10 protein-coding genes are annotated in these 15482 nt (G+C 41.3%); 4 read left to right on the top strand and 6 right to left on the bottom strand.

Going from position 1 to position 15482, the window contains the following annotated elements; all coding sequences use genetic code 11:
* Nucleotides 1-32 precede the first annotated feature (32 nt).
* From DUT71_RS16895 to dctA, 4 genes are read right to left on the bottom strand one after another with little or no spacing between them, the layout of a single operon-like run.
* Nucleotides 33-1301, bottom strand: a complete 1269-nt coding sequence (locus DUT71_RS16895) for a hypothetical protein (protein ID WP_162796087.1) — start codon at nucleotides 1299-1301, stop codon at nucleotides 33-35.
* Between the two features lie 19 nt (nucleotides 1302-1320).
* Nucleotides 1321-2682, bottom strand: coding sequence for a hypothetical protein (locus DUT71_RS16890; protein ID WP_113663722.1), 1362 nt, complete (start codon nucleotides 2680-2682; stop codon nucleotides 1321-1323).
* 6 nt (nucleotides 2683-2688) lie between these two features.
* A complete protein-coding gene (locus tag DUT71_RS16885; RefSeq protein WP_113663721.1) occupies nucleotides 2689-3576 on the bottom strand; it encodes a hypothetical protein in 888 nt (295 codons plus the stop codon).
* A gap of 37 nt (nucleotides 3577-3613) precedes the next feature.
* The gene (gene dctA / locus DUT71_RS16880) at nucleotides 3614-4861 is read right to left on the bottom strand and encodes a C4-dicarboxylate transporter DctA (protein WP_113663720.1); all 1248 of its coding nucleotides are present in this window, start codon (nucleotides 4859-4861) and stop codon (nucleotides 3614-3616) included.
* A 347-nt stretch (nucleotides 4862-5208) separates the two neighbouring features.
* Between dctA and DUT71_RS16875 the strand changes: the two genes are divergently transcribed.
* A complete protein-coding gene (locus tag DUT71_RS16875; RefSeq protein ID WP_113663719.1) occupies nucleotides 5209-6366 on the top strand; it encodes a hypothetical protein in 1158 nt (385 codons plus the stop codon).
* A gap of 207 nt (nucleotides 6367-6573) precedes the next feature.
* Here DUT71_RS16875 and DUT71_RS16870 read toward each other — a convergent pair whose 3' ends face one another.
* Nucleotides 6574-8154, bottom strand: a complete 1581-nt coding sequence (locus DUT71_RS16870) for a peptide chain release factor 3 (RefSeq protein ID WP_113663718.1) — start codon at nucleotides 8152-8154, stop codon at nucleotides 6574-6576.
* Between the two features lie 719 nt (nucleotides 8155-8873).
* Nucleotides 8874-11771 (bottom strand): carbamoyl-phosphate synthase large subunit, encoded by a 2898-nt coding sequence (gene carB / locus DUT71_RS16865; protein WP_113663717.1) that lies wholly within the window; start codon nucleotides 11769-11771, stop codon nucleotides 8874-8876.
* A gap of 354 nt (nucleotides 11772-12125) precedes the next feature.
* Here carB and DUT71_RS16860 point away from each other — a divergent pair, with 354 nt between their 5' ends.
* From DUT71_RS16860 to DUT71_RS16850, 3 genes are all read left to right on the top strand, one after another.
* Entirely contained in the window at nucleotides 12126-13442 is a 1317-nt protein-coding gene (locus tag DUT71_RS16860) for a PQQ-dependent sugar dehydrogenase (protein WP_113663716.1), read from the top strand.
* 789 nt (nucleotides 13443-14231) lie between these two features.
* The gene (gene pnuC / locus DUT71_RS16855) at nucleotides 14232-14849 is read left to right on the top strand and encodes a nicotinamide riboside transporter PnuC (RefSeq protein ID WP_113663715.1); all 618 of its coding nucleotides are present in this window, start codon (nucleotides 14232-14234) and stop codon (nucleotides 14847-14849) included.
* Nucleotides 14833-15369, top strand: coding sequence for an AAA family ATPase (locus DUT71_RS16850; RefSeq protein ID WP_113663714.1), 537 nt, complete (start codon nucleotides 14833-14835; stop codon nucleotides 15367-15369). The genes pnuC and DUT71_RS16850 overlap by 17 nt, the downstream gene beginning before the upstream one ends.
* Nucleotides 15370-15482: the final 113 nt, after the last annotated feature.

Here is a 15482-nt window from a genome sequence, read left to right as displayed (position 1 = left end):
CTTTAATAATGAGAAATAGGATAATTGATAGCTTATAAAAGAATTTGAACGGCTAAATTGTTGATCCATTTTTTCGAGCTAAAAGTAGGCGAGCTGTTCTCAATGTAATTGGTATTGATGCCAATTCTTAACGCATTGTTTTTAATGAATTTATTGATGCCAAAGCTGGCCCATTTTTGGTCGGTAATTTTTGAACCAGCAATGTCAAACTCAGGCTTTACTATTGCATATCTGCCATCTACAGCCCATCCAGATTTAAACACATAAGATGATTGGATGTTGAACGCACTGCCAATGTTGTAATAAGAACTGGCTACTTCGGCAGTTAATTGGTTAGTGGCCGCAACGTTGGTAAATAAATCTTTGCCTGTTACCGTGCTCACTACATATTCGCCAATTAAGGCAAATCCAGAAGTTTTAAAGGCGAAGTCTGCCACTAGCTTTCGGTAGTTAGCAAATTTAGCCACTCCAACATTGTCGTAAATGCCCGTAATCAATCCCGTTTCACTGCCCATTGGGCTACTCGCTTTTTGGTTATAGCTTGCGGCTACACCAATGGCCAATTTTGGTTTTGCTTCGCGATAAATATCATGGCCGATGTAAGCATTGTTCTTCGTAAAATCTCCCAAAGGCATAATGTCTAACCTGCCACCATATTTAAAACCCATGTTTCCTTGTGAGGTGAAAAAGTTTTGTCCCTCGCCAGTGGTGATAGAAAGAGAAGGGTAAATTCTCATTTTGTTGAGGCTAAAATTCGTTTCTACAAACAAACCTCCTTCACGAGTAGCACCTACAAAGTTTTGCATCAAGCCTCCGTATGCAATGCCATCGTTAGATTTTCCTGCAATGGTTTGTCCCATGGTTTGGGCGTAACGTTCATCGCCCATGGCCAAGCGGTTGTTGGTATGGGTTTGTTTCTGCCCTAAAACTAGCTTGATCCTTTTGTTAAAGTCATAGGCAATCCAACCTTCCAAGATGGGTGATGTTCCCGTAAAATCGGTCACCATACCTGCCGATACGCCGTACCTTGTATTGGTAGCCGTTAAGTATATCCTGGCCAAGTTTAGGCTCATTTTGCTATTGTTGGTTTTTTTGGATAAAGAATCAAGGCGGCCATATTGCACTCCTGATTGAAGTGCACCCAATAAATTGATCACCGTGCCTTCGCCCTTACCCAATTTGATAAAAGTACCCTCGCCATTCACGTAGGTAAATGTCGAGTCGGGCTGTACCAGTTGCCCCATTGCATCAATATGGATGAGTGATAGTGCAAGGCAAAAGAAAAATAATATTTTTTTCATGTCTCAGAATAATTTAGAGTTATAGTTGAATGGTAAATTGTAGTTGGCTGTAGTAATTGCCGGTTTGTGTACTTGTTTTCAGGGCTTCTTTCAGTTGGCTATAGCCCAGCTCAAACTGTATTTTTAAGGCATGGCCCGATAAATATTTGGTGGTCACGAAAGTGTAGCTCCTGTCGTAGTCAGAAAAAGATGCCGTGACATTATTTTCGTTTAGGGTAGAGTATCGTGCACCAACGGCCCAATTTACAGGGAACAGATAGCCAGCTTGTACATTAAAGCCCTTACCTAAGTTTAACCTAGATAACACTTTATCTTTAATTTGTTGAGCTGTTTGCGATGGGGAGTAGGCATTAAAGGTGCCATCTAACCTAAATTCGCCGGCAATGTTCGATGGAACTTTGGCTTGGGTGAGCACAAAACCTCCCATCGAATACCATCCATTGTATTTAAAAAGGTAATCTGCACCAAATTTGCTATAACTTGGCAATAATATATGCTGGTTGGCATCGCCGTATAACCAACGACCGCCATTAGTTCCTTTGGCAGAAGTTGCCCCATCGTTATAACTGTAAACTACGCCCACCACCAGCTTTGGTTTTTCTTCTCTATATAAATCATCCATGTAAAATTCGCCACCACGAGAAAACTTGTCGAATGGCAGGTAATCTAATCGGATACCATATTTAAAGCCACCGTAGTTTTTTTGTAAGGCGCTTCTGCCATCGCCAGTAGTGAACGATAAGTAAGGTTTCAGCAAATGCTTTCCGCCCAGCCTGTAATTCCCCTTGTAGCGGATCCCGAAATCAAAAATGGCATCAAAGGCATCAGACAAAAGACTTCGGTCAATAAAGCCAATACTTTCTCCTTCTATCCTTGTTTCCCTGCCATCAATATAATCGGCCCTTAAGCCAAAATTAAACACGTGTGTCCGATTGGGACGATACTCGATATTCGCTTCTTGAAGCACGGTGTTAAACGACCGGTTGCCCGTAGTAACGCTATTGTAGTTGGCAGCAAAATTTAGCCTGGCCGATAAGCTAACCTTGTTGTCGAACAGGTTGGAAAATACATTTAACCTCGCTCTGTTAATGGCAAAAGTGGAACTTGGCGACGATAGGTTTTTATTGGTGGTGTTCACCGCGTAAAGGGTTTGCAGGGAAGGACTAAGGTTAAAATTTCCCTTTCCCGAAATAAAGGTAATCCCATCGCCTAGAAGATAGCCTTTTTTTAACCTCAACAGACTTACGTTCCCTGAGGTTTCACTGAAGGTATAGGTCGAATCTCTGGTGTAGAGGTCATCGCTTTGCGCAAAAGCAAATTGTGCCATGCAAAAACAAAGACAAATCCCTATCAGTGTGGTGAGTTTGGTTTGTTTGGTCATATTTGGTTATTGTTGGATGTTCATCAAGAAATTAGCAAAGGCAAACTTTCCCATGTTGCCATTGTCGTGGCCCACATTAGGAACAAATATCTCCGTCCAGTTTAAAGGGAGTTTCATTTCTTCGGCTTTGGCCTTTACCGCTTTGTAGTAGTACTGCCCACGCTCAAAACGGGTTTTCCCCTGCGCCTCTGCTTCATCGGTAGTATTGTATGATTTCTCGTCGGTTGAGGTATCGTCCATGCCGAGCAGCACATAAACTTTCGTTGCAAAAAAACGGGCAAGCTGCGCTTGGTCTACAGGAGAATTTTTAATGCCAAAAGGGAATTCGGTAGTCCTATCCGGAAGGGTGTACCAACCTGCATTGGCAAAGGCGGCTTTAATAACACGGGTTTGGTCCACAAACATTAAAAAGCGATGTACAAACTGTGCACCTCCAGAGTGACCGTATAGATAATAACCCTTGTTGTTGCTTTTAATTTGCGTTACCACGTGGTCAAACAAGGGCTCAATTAAGGAGAAACTCCATTTTTCGGGGCTTAAAAAGATTTTTTTATTCTTTTCGTAAACATTGCCCAGGTTATATTTTTCGGCTCCGCGATAATCTTCTTGATCAAATTCTGGTGCGATGATCCTGCAACCAAAAACCGTTGCGGCATTTACCAAATCGTCCATATAAGCTGATGCATCTCGGTTTGCGCCATGTAACATCACTACAATAGGCATATCGGGATTGTTGGCCTTAGGGCTAAAGTAAAACACCTTAATTGGGCTCTTAAGCTTTCCCTTATTGTCAAAATAAAACATTTGCTTGCCAACCGTGCCGCTGTTGATTTGCGCAAATGAAGAGGCGATATTAGATAAGGCGATAAATGCTGCACACAAAAAATATTTCATAACTTTTATTTTTAAAGGATAAAAATAACCAATGGTTTTATGCCGGTTCTACTTTCTCCACAATGAGTCGGTATTGTTGCATATCAATTTCTTTTTCGCTTTTGGAGATGATTACGGTGGCTGCGGTGTTTCCTATTACATTGATAATGGCCCTGCCTTCGCTCATAAAGCGGTCTACACCAACCAACAAGGCCATGCCTTCCAACGGGATGATATTAAGGATGGTTAAGGTAGAGGTAAGCACCAAAAAACCACTTCCAGTAACGCCTGCAGCACCTTTACTGGTTAGAAGTAAGATGCCTATCACGGTAAGTTCTTGTCCCAAGGTTAAATTAACGCCAAATACCTGCGCCAAGAAAATGATGGCCAAACTTAAATAGATACTGGTTCCATCTAAATTAAAGCTATATCCAGAAGGGATGATTAAACCCACCACATTACGGCTGCAGCCTGCTTTTTCAAGTTTCTCCATGATATTGGGCAACACGGCTTCGCTACTGCTAGAACCTAATACAATCAATAATTCTGCTTTGATGTAGCCCAATAATTTCCAAAGGCTAAAGCCATTAAATTTTAAGATGAGGTAAAGGATCACGAAAATGAAAAGGAAACCTGTGATGTAGAAAGTGATGAGCAATTTACCTAATACGAACAGGGTAGAGAAACCAAACTTCCCGATGGTATAGGCCATGCCGCCAAAAGCGCCAATAGGTGAAATTTTAATCACCATGTGCAAGATGTTGAACAATATTTTATTGATTTTCTCAAAACCTGCAATCACCGAGCTGCCTTTTTCACCCATTTTGGCTAGGGCCACGGCAAATAAGATCCCGAAAAATAGTACTTGGATGATATCACCCTTGGCAAAAGCGGCTATGGCGTTATCTGGCACAATATGTTTGATGAATTCCGTCCAATCTATACCCGTAGCAGATGCTGCTTTGGCGGCAGGTTCTGCATTTACTGCAGAGCTTTGAACACCGCTGCCAGGTTTAATCACATTTCCTACAATTAAACCGATAACAATAGCGGCAGTAGTAACGATTTCGAAATAAATCAGGCCTTTTACGCCAACTCTACCTACCTTTTTTAAATCGCCAGCTCCTGCAATGCCCAATACAATACTGATGAAAATCACAGGGGCAATAATCATCTTGATCATATTAATGAACATATCGGCCAGCAGTTTGGCGGTTACAGAAAAGCCTGGGAAAAAATGTCCGACGATTACGCCTAATACAATGGCGATTAAGACCTGTACATACAAGATTTTAAGATACTTCAATGGAGTTCTTTTTTTAGGTTAATATTTGGTTTTGACCGCCAAGCTAAGAGCAATTTGAACACTGTTTTAGCCAGTTGGTTTTAAACTAAAGTTAGAGAAGTGGCAGCCTGTTTGGCCATAAAATTGGTTTTAGAAAATTTATTTTTGATTTCGGAAAATCACTGCAAATTTTCCGAAATTTTTATATCTGTTTGATGGATAGTGTTTTGTGTTGTTTTTTGTAAGGATTTTGTTATTGTTAATTTGCGCTTTTTATTGATATCTTTAAGGTTCAATAACCAAGCTGGAAATTGAACACGGGTTGATTTGCTCACGTGTTTAATGTTTGAATAGAAGAATAATCAGGTATGGCACTAAAATCTGGGAAGGATGAGGTTGAGTATTTACTGCGGCAAGTTTTTAAGAAGTACGAACTAGAGACAGGAAATAAGCTGAACTTAAATACCAATCGTAGGAACTATGAGGACATCGCCAGGATGTTGAGTGGGATTAGCAATCAATTACCTTATACTTCGGAGGAGTTTGGACATAGCCCATATCCAGAGGACCGTAATGCCAAAGCAACCGAATATCCTTATTTAAAGTATGACATCACTGGCGGGCAAATTAAAGATGCGTTTAATGGATTGGTGGCAAAGCCTCGTCCTTTTTTGGTAGATGCCTGTTATATTTATTTGTACGGGGTTGCCCGCAATAGGTTTGAGAAAAATATATTAGACCCTAATTTAATTGCCACTGAGCCAGATGATTTAGCCGACAACGCTAAAACCTCTGGTCGCCGAAGAAAAAGCAGCTTCTCCCTTATTCTTATTTTATTGGTGTTGCTTGGCGTAGCTATTTTCAAATGGATAGATACGAGTAATAAAATGTCATCCTTAAAAGAAGATTTAGTGATTACTCCCTATCAGCCTAGCCAAGCGGAGATAGATAGTTTGGAAGGGATTTGGATGGTGTACATTGGTTCTCCACAAGCCCGTAAGTCTGACAAGAACCGCTACCACAAGTTTGTAAGGAACATCATGAACGTAAAATATAAGGATGGATATTTCGTGTTTACCAGATACGGTGCTGGATTTGACCACTATGGTTACATGCAATATGAAAGTCCGCAAGTAGTTTCTATTCGTTCGTATGTGAAGGGCAGCGAAAATAAAATAGAAGCACCACGACTTTCGTTAATGCGGTTGTCTCAAAATAAAGATAAAATCATGGTGGTTTCTGCCTCATGGAATTTTGATGCCGGCGAAAATAATGATATTATAGGCATACGTGAGGTTTACATTAAACAGGGGCGTGGCGGGGAAATTAAGGAGGTGATTAATACCATGGACAACCATGCCTGCAATTGCAAGATTGTGCAATGGAAAAACGGTAAGGGCGATAGAACTTTTTACCTCAGAAATGAACTGCTTGATACCATCAAAGATGAAACCTTGAAAAAACTAATCGATGAAAGTAGTATCTTGTTAAGGTATCCAGATAGTGTGACCATCTTGAAAAACTAAAAACTCGCGTTTGATTGTTGTTTTGCTTGATGTTAATGAGCTCACTAAATATTTCGCTTTAAGAAGGCTTCATTCTTCGCAATGACGCTCTTTTTTCGTCTTTGCGAGGAGGAATGACGAAGCAATCTCACACTAGGCGGTATAAATGCAGGATGATTAATGAATTCGAACTAAAAAGCCTTTCGAAATTTCGAAAGGCCAGTCTTTTTATTTGTGCTCACTTGTAGCATGGAAATCGATATCTGGATAGTCTCGTTTGGTCATATCCAACATAAAGTCGTTGTCTGATAAGAGCACCGGATTGCCTTCTTTGTCGGTGCCGATATGTTGTTGCTTGCGCTTCACAAACTCGTCTAATTTCTTCTTGTCATCAGCAGTAACCCAGCGTGAGCGGGTATAGGTAAGGGTGCGGAAACGGCATTTGGCGCCATACTCGTGCTCCAAACGGAAGTTGATCACCTCAAATTGCAGTTCGCCAACTGCGCCAATTACCTTGCGGTTACCTGGCTGCATCACAAAAAGTTGTGCTACGCCTTCATCAGTCAATTGCTCAATGCCCTTCTCCAGCTGTTTGGTGCGCATGGGGTCCATGTTCTCCACTTCTTTAAAAATAGCGGGCGAGAAACTGGGAATGCCTTTGAAATGTAGTTTTTCACCTTCAGTAAGCGTGTCGCCAATTTTAAAGTTGCCACTGTCATATAAACCTACCACGTCACCAGGCCAAGCCTCTTCCACCAAGCTTTTTTCGTTGGCCATAAAGTCCATTGGGTTGGCAAATTTCATTTTCTTGTCCTGGCGGGTGTGGTAATAGAACTTGTTACGTTCAAACTTACCCGAGCAAATACGTAAAAATGCAATTCTATCGCGGTGTTTGGGGTCGAGGTTGGCATGGATTTTAAATACAAAGCCGCTAAAATTTTTCTCTTCCACCAACACATCACGCTCTTCCGCTTCACGATGTTTGGGGCTTGGCGCAATTTCAATAAACGTATCCAAAAGCTCTTTAATACCAAAGTTGTTAATGGCCGAACCAAAAAATACCGGCGCCAACAAACCTTCTTTGTACAGGGAAATATCCAGATCACCGTAAACACCGTTCACCAACTCGGTTTCGTCTTTTAAGGTATTTACTTCTTTTTCTTGCAGATAATCGAGCAATGCAGCGTCATTCAAATCATTCACCTTTACCACTGAGTCGGTTACTTTGGTTTTATCCGAGTGGAAAAGGTTCAATTGGTTATGGTAAATGCTGTAAACACCTTTAAAAGTATGCCCTTGTCCAATAGGCCATGATTGCGGGCACAAGCTGATGTTCAATTTCTCCTCAATTTCATCCAATAAATCAAATGCTTCCTTGCCCTCGCGGTCCATTTTGTTGATGAAAATGATTACCGGTGTGTTGCGCATCCTACAAACCGACATCAGTTTTTCGGTCTGTTCCTCCACACCTTTTACGCAGTCAACCACCAATACCACACTGTCAACCGCCGAAAGGGTACGGTACGTATCTTCCGCAAAATCCTTATGGCCTGGGGTATCTAAAATATTGATGCGTTTGCCACTATACTCAAAACCCATTACCGAGGTAGCTACAGAAATACCACGTTGGCGCTCAATTTCCATAAAATCGGAAGTGTTGCTTTGGTTGGCCTTATTCCTTTTTACGGCACCGGCGGTGTTAATGGCGCCTCCAAAAAGCAGGAACTTTTCTGTAAGGGTGGTTTTACCCGCATCGGGGTGACTAATAATAGCAAATGTTTTTCTTTTCTCTATCTCTGGGTGAAGCATACAAATTTTAGTATTGTAGAAACAAAATGGCAAGCAGCAGATTTATAAAAATCTGAAAGCGGTGAAATCGAATAATATAGTTGCGCAAAGTTTCATTGAGCCGCAAAGATACAATAGATTTACGTATTAGAAAAGCAGTTACAGAATTACTTCGGTTCCGAAAGTCCCGCTTTCCGTTCAATCTTTTTGTTGGCCACCTCCCCAAACCTCATAGGTTTATCGGCATGATGCAAAGTAAACCTATGAGGTTTATCCCAACAACAAAAAGGATTTCACTTCAATCGGGTTTAGTTTACAAACGGTTGTGCATAAAACATAAATCCTCCCGCTGCCTTTCCAAAGGGGGACAAGCTCCGATTAAAGTCATCTCAATAGGGAGATCTAGCAACTCGAGAATGTAATCGTTTAGGTAAAAACCTTGCAAGCTCCGCAAACCTCCTAGTTTTATCGATGTGATACGATGAAACCTATGTGGTTTGTTCTCAGGCCTGTGTTAAGTAGCCCTGATTGCAGCGGCATCCTTTTTTGTGTTCCTGAGCTCGTCGAAGGACAAAAAAGATAAAGCGGAAAGCAGGACTGTCCGTAAATCATTTTGCTGTACTTGCGCTTCGAATTATATTTATACAAGTTCAATGTGACAACTTCCATGGTTTGACAACAATAAAAAAGTCCCTTAACATTACGCTAAGGGACTTTATCTTTGCTTTTTTATCCTTGAGCTATTTCGACAAATACATTGATTTATCTTTCACCAGTTGTAAGAAGTAAGGATCTTCCAAATCTTTGATGAAACGGATCGCTTCACCGGTAGATTTCATTTCGGGGCCTAGTTCTTTCGCCACCTCGGGGAATTTATTGTAAGAGAACACAGGCTCTTTAATGGCGTATCCCTGTAGCTTGCGCTCGATGTTAAAATCTTTCAATTTGTTTACACCTAGCATAATTCTGGCTGCAATATTGATATAAGGAACATCGTAAGCTTTTGCGATGAACGGCACCGTGCGAGAAGCACGTGGGTTGGCCTCAATTACATATACTTTATCGTCTTTAACTGCAAACTGGATGTTCAATAAACCAATTACATTCAGTGCTTTGGCAATTTTCTTCGAGTAATTTTCCATGTCGGCAATGACCTTGTCAGATAAACTGAACGGAGGTAATACTGCGCTCGAATCTCCAGAGTGGATACCGGCAGGCTCAATATGTTCCATTAAACCTACAATATGTACGTCTTCACCATCGCAGATCGAGTCAGATTCGGTTTCTTCTGCTCTGTCCAAGAAGTGGTCAATCAGTACACGGTTACCTGGTAAATCACCTAACAATTTAACTACAGCGCTTTCCAGGTCCTCGTCGTTAATTACAATGCTCATGCCTTGTCCACCCAATACATAACTTGGGCGAACCAATACCGGGTAACCTACCTCGTTTGCAACTTTAATGGCTTCCTCCGCATTTTCAGCAACACCGTATTTTGGATAGGGGATATCTAATTCTTTCAATAAATCAGAGAAACTGCCACGATCTTCGGCAATATCCATGTCTTCATAAGAAGTACCGATAATGCGGATGTTGTTTTCGTGCAGTTTTTGGGCCATTTTTAGGGCAGTTTGGCCGCCCAACTGAACAATTACCCCAATTGGATTCTCTAAATCGATGATTTCACGTACATGCTCCCAGAAAACAGGCTCGAAGTAAAGCTTGTTGGCCATGTTAAAATCTGTACTTACCGTTTCTGGGTTACAGTTGATCATGATGGCCTCGAAGTTGTTTTCTTTTGCCGCTAATAATCCGTGAACGCAAGAGTAATCAAACTCGATCCCTTGACCGATACGGTTAGGGCCAGAGCCCAAAACAATTACTTTCTTCTTGTCAGAAACAATTGATTCGTTGGTGCCCAGTTCATCTCCGTCAGATAGAATCTCTCCAGTTACCAGAGAAATTTGTTGTGGAGCCTCTTCAAAAGTAGAGTAGAAATAAGGGGTTTGTGCAGCAAACTCGGCAGCACAGGTATCTACCATTTTATAAGCTCTTCTGATGTTCAGTTCCTTGCGGCGGTTGTAAACATCATCCTCAGTTACATTACCTAAAATGAAGGCAATTTGGATATCAGAGAAACCTTTTTGTTTAAGGTTGAAGAAGAAATCCCTGGGGATGTTATTTAAAGAGTAGCGTTTTAGTTCAGTTTCTAACGTTACCAACTCTTGTATTTGGTTTAAGAACCATTTGTCAATCTTAGTTGCTTTGCGAATAGACTCTAATGGTACGCCCATGCTCATCGCATCCTTAATTAAGAATACGCGGTTCCAGCTTGGATGTTGTAAACCATGCATGATTTCTTCGATATCGCGTTTCTGACGGCCATCTGAACCGATACCAGCACGGCCAATCTCTAAACTTTGACAAGCTTTTTGTAAAGCCTCGTTAAAACTGCGGCCAATACCCATTACCTCACCTACAGCCTTCATCTGCAAGCCAAGCTCCATGTTGGCACCTTTAAATTTATCGAAGTTAAAGCGAGGGATTTTTACGATTACGTAATCTAAAGTCGGCTCAAAGTAGGCTGAAGTCGTTTTCGTGATTTGGTTTTCAATTTCGTCTAAGTTGTAACCGATAGCCAATTTAGCCGCAATCTTTGCAATTGGATAACCGGTAGCTTTACTTGCTAGCGCTGATGAACGAGATACGCGTGGGTTGATTTCGATCGCGATAATTTCATCGTTATCTGGGTTTACCGAGAATTGTACGTTACAACCACCAGCGAAGTTGCCAATGGCACGCATCATTTTGATGGCTTGGTTACGCATTTCTTGGTAACAACGATCTGATAAGGTCATTGCAGGGGCAACGGTAATCGAATCTCCAGTGTGGATACCCATTGGGTCAAAGTTCTCGATAGAGCAGATGATGATAACGTTATCATTGCTATCTCTCAATAACTCCAACTCGTATTCTTTCCAGCCTAAAACCGCTTGCTCTACCAAAACCTCGTGGGTTGGCGAAGCTTCTAAACCGCGTTTAAGGGCTGCGTCAAATTCTTCTTTTTTGTGTACAAAGCCACCGCCGTAGCCACCCAAGGTATAAGAAGGGCGAATTACCAGTGGAAAGCCAATTTCTTGTGCTGCTTCTTTACCTTCTAAAAACGAATTGGCAATTTTTGAAGTAGCAACACCAACGCCTATATCAACCATTAATTGGCGGAAAGACTCTCTGTTTTCAGTTTTGTCAATGGCAGCAACATCAACACCAATAATTCTAACGTTGTGTTTTTTCCATAAACCTCTTTCCTCGGCATCTACGCAAAGGTTTAGTGCAGTTTGTCCGCCCATAGTAGGCAAAACCGCATCAATAGTAGGCAAATTAGGATTGTTTTTGTGTTCTGTTAAAATCTCGTCAATCGATTCGAGTGTAAGAGGTTTTAAATAAACATGGTCACCAATTACCTTGTCGGTCATGATGGTAGCCGGATTAGAGTTAATGATCGAAACTTTAACTCCTTCTTCTTTCAAAGAAAGTGCGGCTTGAGAACCAGAGTAGTCAAATTCGCAGGCTTGTCCAATAATAATAGGTCCAGATCCGATAATCAATACTGAATTGATGGAAGTGTCTTTAGGCATGTGGGATTTTTAAAAAAGTCTAAAGTGATAGTCTAACTGACCGATAGCTGGGAGAATTCCTCTGCTATGAAACGAAAATCCCAACATCTCTGTCGGGATGCAAAGATACAATTTGCTAATCAAATTTTTGGCGATTATTTTAAAATATATTGGGCTGTTATATTGATACAAATCAGGCCATTTTATAACGGGTTTTTTAATGTTAATTACAGGTAAGTTAGCGGTATGGCTAAGGTTTTAAGTGTTTTGATACAGGGCATTGGTAATCGGGTCTGCTTTTCTGGCGTTGTTAGCTGCTTACCGAAACAACTTTACAACTCAACTGTTTAAATAGACAGTGCTAAAAATAATGATATGAGAAAATTCCTGCCCATTTTAATCTTTCCTGCCTTCCTACTTGTAGCTTGTAACAGTTCAAATCAAAAGGCTGAAACGGCCGATACCGTACCCGCGGAAACAGATGTGGATACCCTGAAACTTCCCGCTCCGGATACTACTGCATCAAAAAATAATTTCAGCAAAGTAATTGGCTGGCCTGCCAATAAAACTCCGCAGGCACCTGAAGGTTTTGTAGTCACTAAATTTGCTGATCAGATGAAAAGCCCGAGAAATATTGTAATTGCACCTAATGGAGATATCTTGGTGGCTTTGTCCAATTCTGAGCGCAGCGTAGCAGAACAGGTGGTCAATAAAATCTCGGGAAAGGCTAAATCTGAGGTTTCTGGGAAGAGTGTAAATACTATCCTGCTATTTAGAGATAGCAACCAAGATGGGGTTCCTGAGGTTAGGACCACATTTTTATCTGGATTAAACCAGCCATACGGCATGGCATTCGTTGGAGATGCTTTTTACGTAGCCAATACTGATGGTTTGTGGATGTTCCCCTATAAGGCAGGTGATACCAAAATTGCCGATGCCGGTAAAAAGATCGTAAGCCTACCTGCGGGTGGTTATAATAATCACTGGACAAGAAATCTTTTAGTAAGCAAGGATAAGAGCAAAATCTATGTTTCCGTTGGATCTGGTAGCAACGTGGGCGAAAACGGGATGGAGCACGAAGTAAGAAGAGCTGCCATTTTGGAGGTAAATCCTGACGGTACGGGTGAACGTATTTTTGCCAGTGGCTTGCGTAATCCTGTAGGCATGGATTGGGCACCTACCACCAATATGTTGTGGACTGCCGTTAATGAACGCGATGGTTTGGGCGACGATTTGGTGCCTGATTATATCACCAGTGTAAAACAAGGAGCATTTTATGGCTGGCCCTATGCGTATTTTGGTCAACATGAAGATCCCAGGTTAAAGGGCGCCAATCCTGAATTGGTTAAGAAAACCATTGCGCCCGATGTTGCCGTAGGCTCGCATACGGCCTCGCTGGGTTTGGTGTTTTATACCAACAATAAATTTCCCATGAAATATCAGGGAGGTGCATTTATTGGCCAGCATGGCTCGTGGAACCGTTCGCAATTTAGCGGATATAAGGTTGCATTTGTACCATTTAAAGATGGCAAACCAACTGGGCGCCCGCAGGACTTTTTAACTGGTTTTATTGCCGATGCCAACAAAAGTGAGGTTTACGGCCGGCCGGTAGGTGTAGCGGTTACTCCCGATGGAGCGCTTCTGGTGGCTGATGATGTAAGTGGCATTATTTGGCGTGTGGCAGTAAAATAGTGGTATAGCGCTGTATGTTTTATGCTACACTGTCTGTTTTATAGGGCTATGTGTCAGGTCATGAAAAATAGACAATGTAAAAACGTCAGCCGCCGAAAACTGATCTTTTTAATATTTTAAAAAAATAAAAAATGCGATAGTGTGCTTTAAACACCATGTGCCTTGCCTGAAGGTCATGTTAGCGTCATGAAATAGGCAATTTTTAAAGATTGGCAAAAATGTTGTAATAAAAGGAAACAAATGGAGTTTTATAATTGTTGTTGAAACAGATTGATGATAGAGACAACATTTGAAATTGAAAATTTGATCTAAAGCATCCTCGCAAGAGGGTATTCTTCATAAATAGTTTGTTTGGTTTATTTTCCGGTAGGGGTTGTTCCCTACCGGAATTCTTTTTTATAGACCTTTTGGTTAGCCAGAGATATACAGCATTCTTCTCTCTGATAATTGATACGGGTATTTGTTCACTTCAATTCGATTATTATTTAGTTGATTTTAGTGGAATGAACTCAATGTTGTTTTGCTGCCCCTGAAATAAATTACCTTCGGTGAGCTCGCTAAGGCTCGGTTTATTGCATCGCTTTCCGCTTCGCTACAGGTCAGGGTGGCGTCAAATGGGCAGTTCGTTATGCTGGCCACAAAGTAGCTGCAACGCAAATTTATTTCAGCATCAGTTTTACGGGATATTTTGACAGATATAATCAACTGAGGTGATTAGGCCAGCCAGAATGTGCAAGAAAAAATCTGTGTATCTGTGGCTAAAAGAAAAATACAGTCTATATTTGATCAATGTTAATCCTCGAGGCCGGTTTTTGGCAGCAATTACTTCAGCAATTTCAACACACCTCATGGCTCGAATGGTTGGGCTTTATAAGTACCATTGCTTGTATATACTTAGCAGCCAAGGAAAATATATGGAATTGGCCAGTCTCTATCCTAAGTATTGTGATTAGTGCAATACTTTTTTTCGAAAGCCATTTGTTTGGTGACTTTGCCTTACAGTTTTACTTTCTTTTCACAGCGTTTTATGGCTGGTGGTTTTGGTTGAAGAAGAAAAAAGAGGATACAAAACCGGTGGTAAGCATTGGGCTTGAGCATTGGATTTATGCCATTTTGGCTATAGCAGCTTTAACGGCCATGTTGGGCTATTTCCTAGATCGTTTTACGCCCACAAATGTCCCTTATGAAGATGGTTTTTGTACGGCCATGAGTTTTGTAGCCCAAATCATGCTTACTCGCAAAATCTTGGAAAATTGGATATTGTGGATTGTGGTTGATATTTGTTACGTGCCCTTGTTAATTTATAAAGAGCTAAATCTGTATGCTGTGCTATATGCCATTTTAGTAATGATCGCTTTAAACGGGTATTTAGATTGGAGAAAGACTTATCGTGAACAAGCAAATTAAAAAAGTAGCCATTGTTGGCCCCGAAAGTACAGGGAAGTCTACCATTTCTATGCAATTGGCCAAATATTACCAAGTGCCATGGGTGCCGGAGTACGCACGCTATTATTGTGAAGCGTTAACGGAGCCCTGTACATTGCAAGATGAAGTAAATATGTTTCACGGACAGCTGGCCCTGGAAGAATCTGTTTTGGCAATGACGGAAACAGATTTTGTGATCTGTGATACAACCTTTTTAACGGTGAAGATTTGGAGTGATGCTTTTTTTGGCCACACACCGCAAATAGTATTAGATGCGCTCCAAGATCGTCCTTACGATTTTTATGTTTTATTAGATATTGACTTACCTTGGCAAGATGATCCCTTGAGAGATTTTCCAAATCAGCGGGAGCATTTTATGGAAGTTTGGCACAAAGAACTTGAGGCTTTAAGGGCTAAATACACGGTGGTATCTGGCATGGGAGAGGAGCGTTTTAGGCATGCCGTTGAAGCAATCGACGAGTTTTTGTTGAGTGCCGTTTAAACTGTTTTCGTCATTGCGAGGCACGAAGCAATCTTACAACTATCGCTTTAGGATTGCTTCGTGCCTCGCAATGACGTGATGTGTAAAAAGAAAAAGGCGGCTATCCAATAGCC

Source organism: Pedobacter nanyangensis, assembly GCF_003313505.1.
GTDB lineage: Bacteria > Bacteroidota > Bacteroidia > Sphingobacteriales > Sphingobacteriaceae > Pedobacter > Pedobacter nanyangensis.
The sequence above is the reverse complement of the archived record's forward strand: the minus strand, read 5'-3'. Positions and strand labels throughout refer to the sequence as shown.

Coding starts and splice junctions, on each gene's coding strand:
- DUT71_RS16895 (WP_162796087.1), bottom strand. CDS start 1,301: ATGAAAAAAATATTATTTTTCTTTTGCCTTGCACTATCACTCATCCAT.
- DUT71_RS16890 (WP_113663722.1), bottom strand. CDS start 2,682: ATGACCAAACAAACCAAACTCACCACACTGATAGGGATTTGTCTTTGT.
- DUT71_RS16885 (WP_113663721.1), bottom strand. CDS start 3,576: ATGAAATATTTTTTGTGTGCAGCATTTATCGCCTTATCTAATATCGCC.
- DUT71_RS16875 (WP_113663719.1), top strand. CDS start 5,209: ATGGCACTAAAATCTGGGAAGGATGAGGTTGAGTATTTACTGCGGCAA.
- DUT71_RS16870 (WP_113663718.1), bottom strand. CDS start 8,154: ATGCTTCACCCAGAGATAGAGAAAAGAAAAACATTTGCTATTATTAGT.
- carB (WP_113663717.1), bottom strand. CDS start 11,771: ATGCCTAAAGACACTTCCATCAATTCAGTATTGATTATCGGATCTGGA.
- DUT71_RS16860 (WP_113663716.1), top strand. CDS start 12,126: ATGAGAAAATTCCTGCCCATTTTAATCTTTCCTGCCTTCCTACTTGTA.
- pnuC (WP_113663715.1), top strand. CDS start 14,232: ATGTTAATCCTCGAGGCCGGTTTTTGGCAGCAATTACTTCAGCAATTT.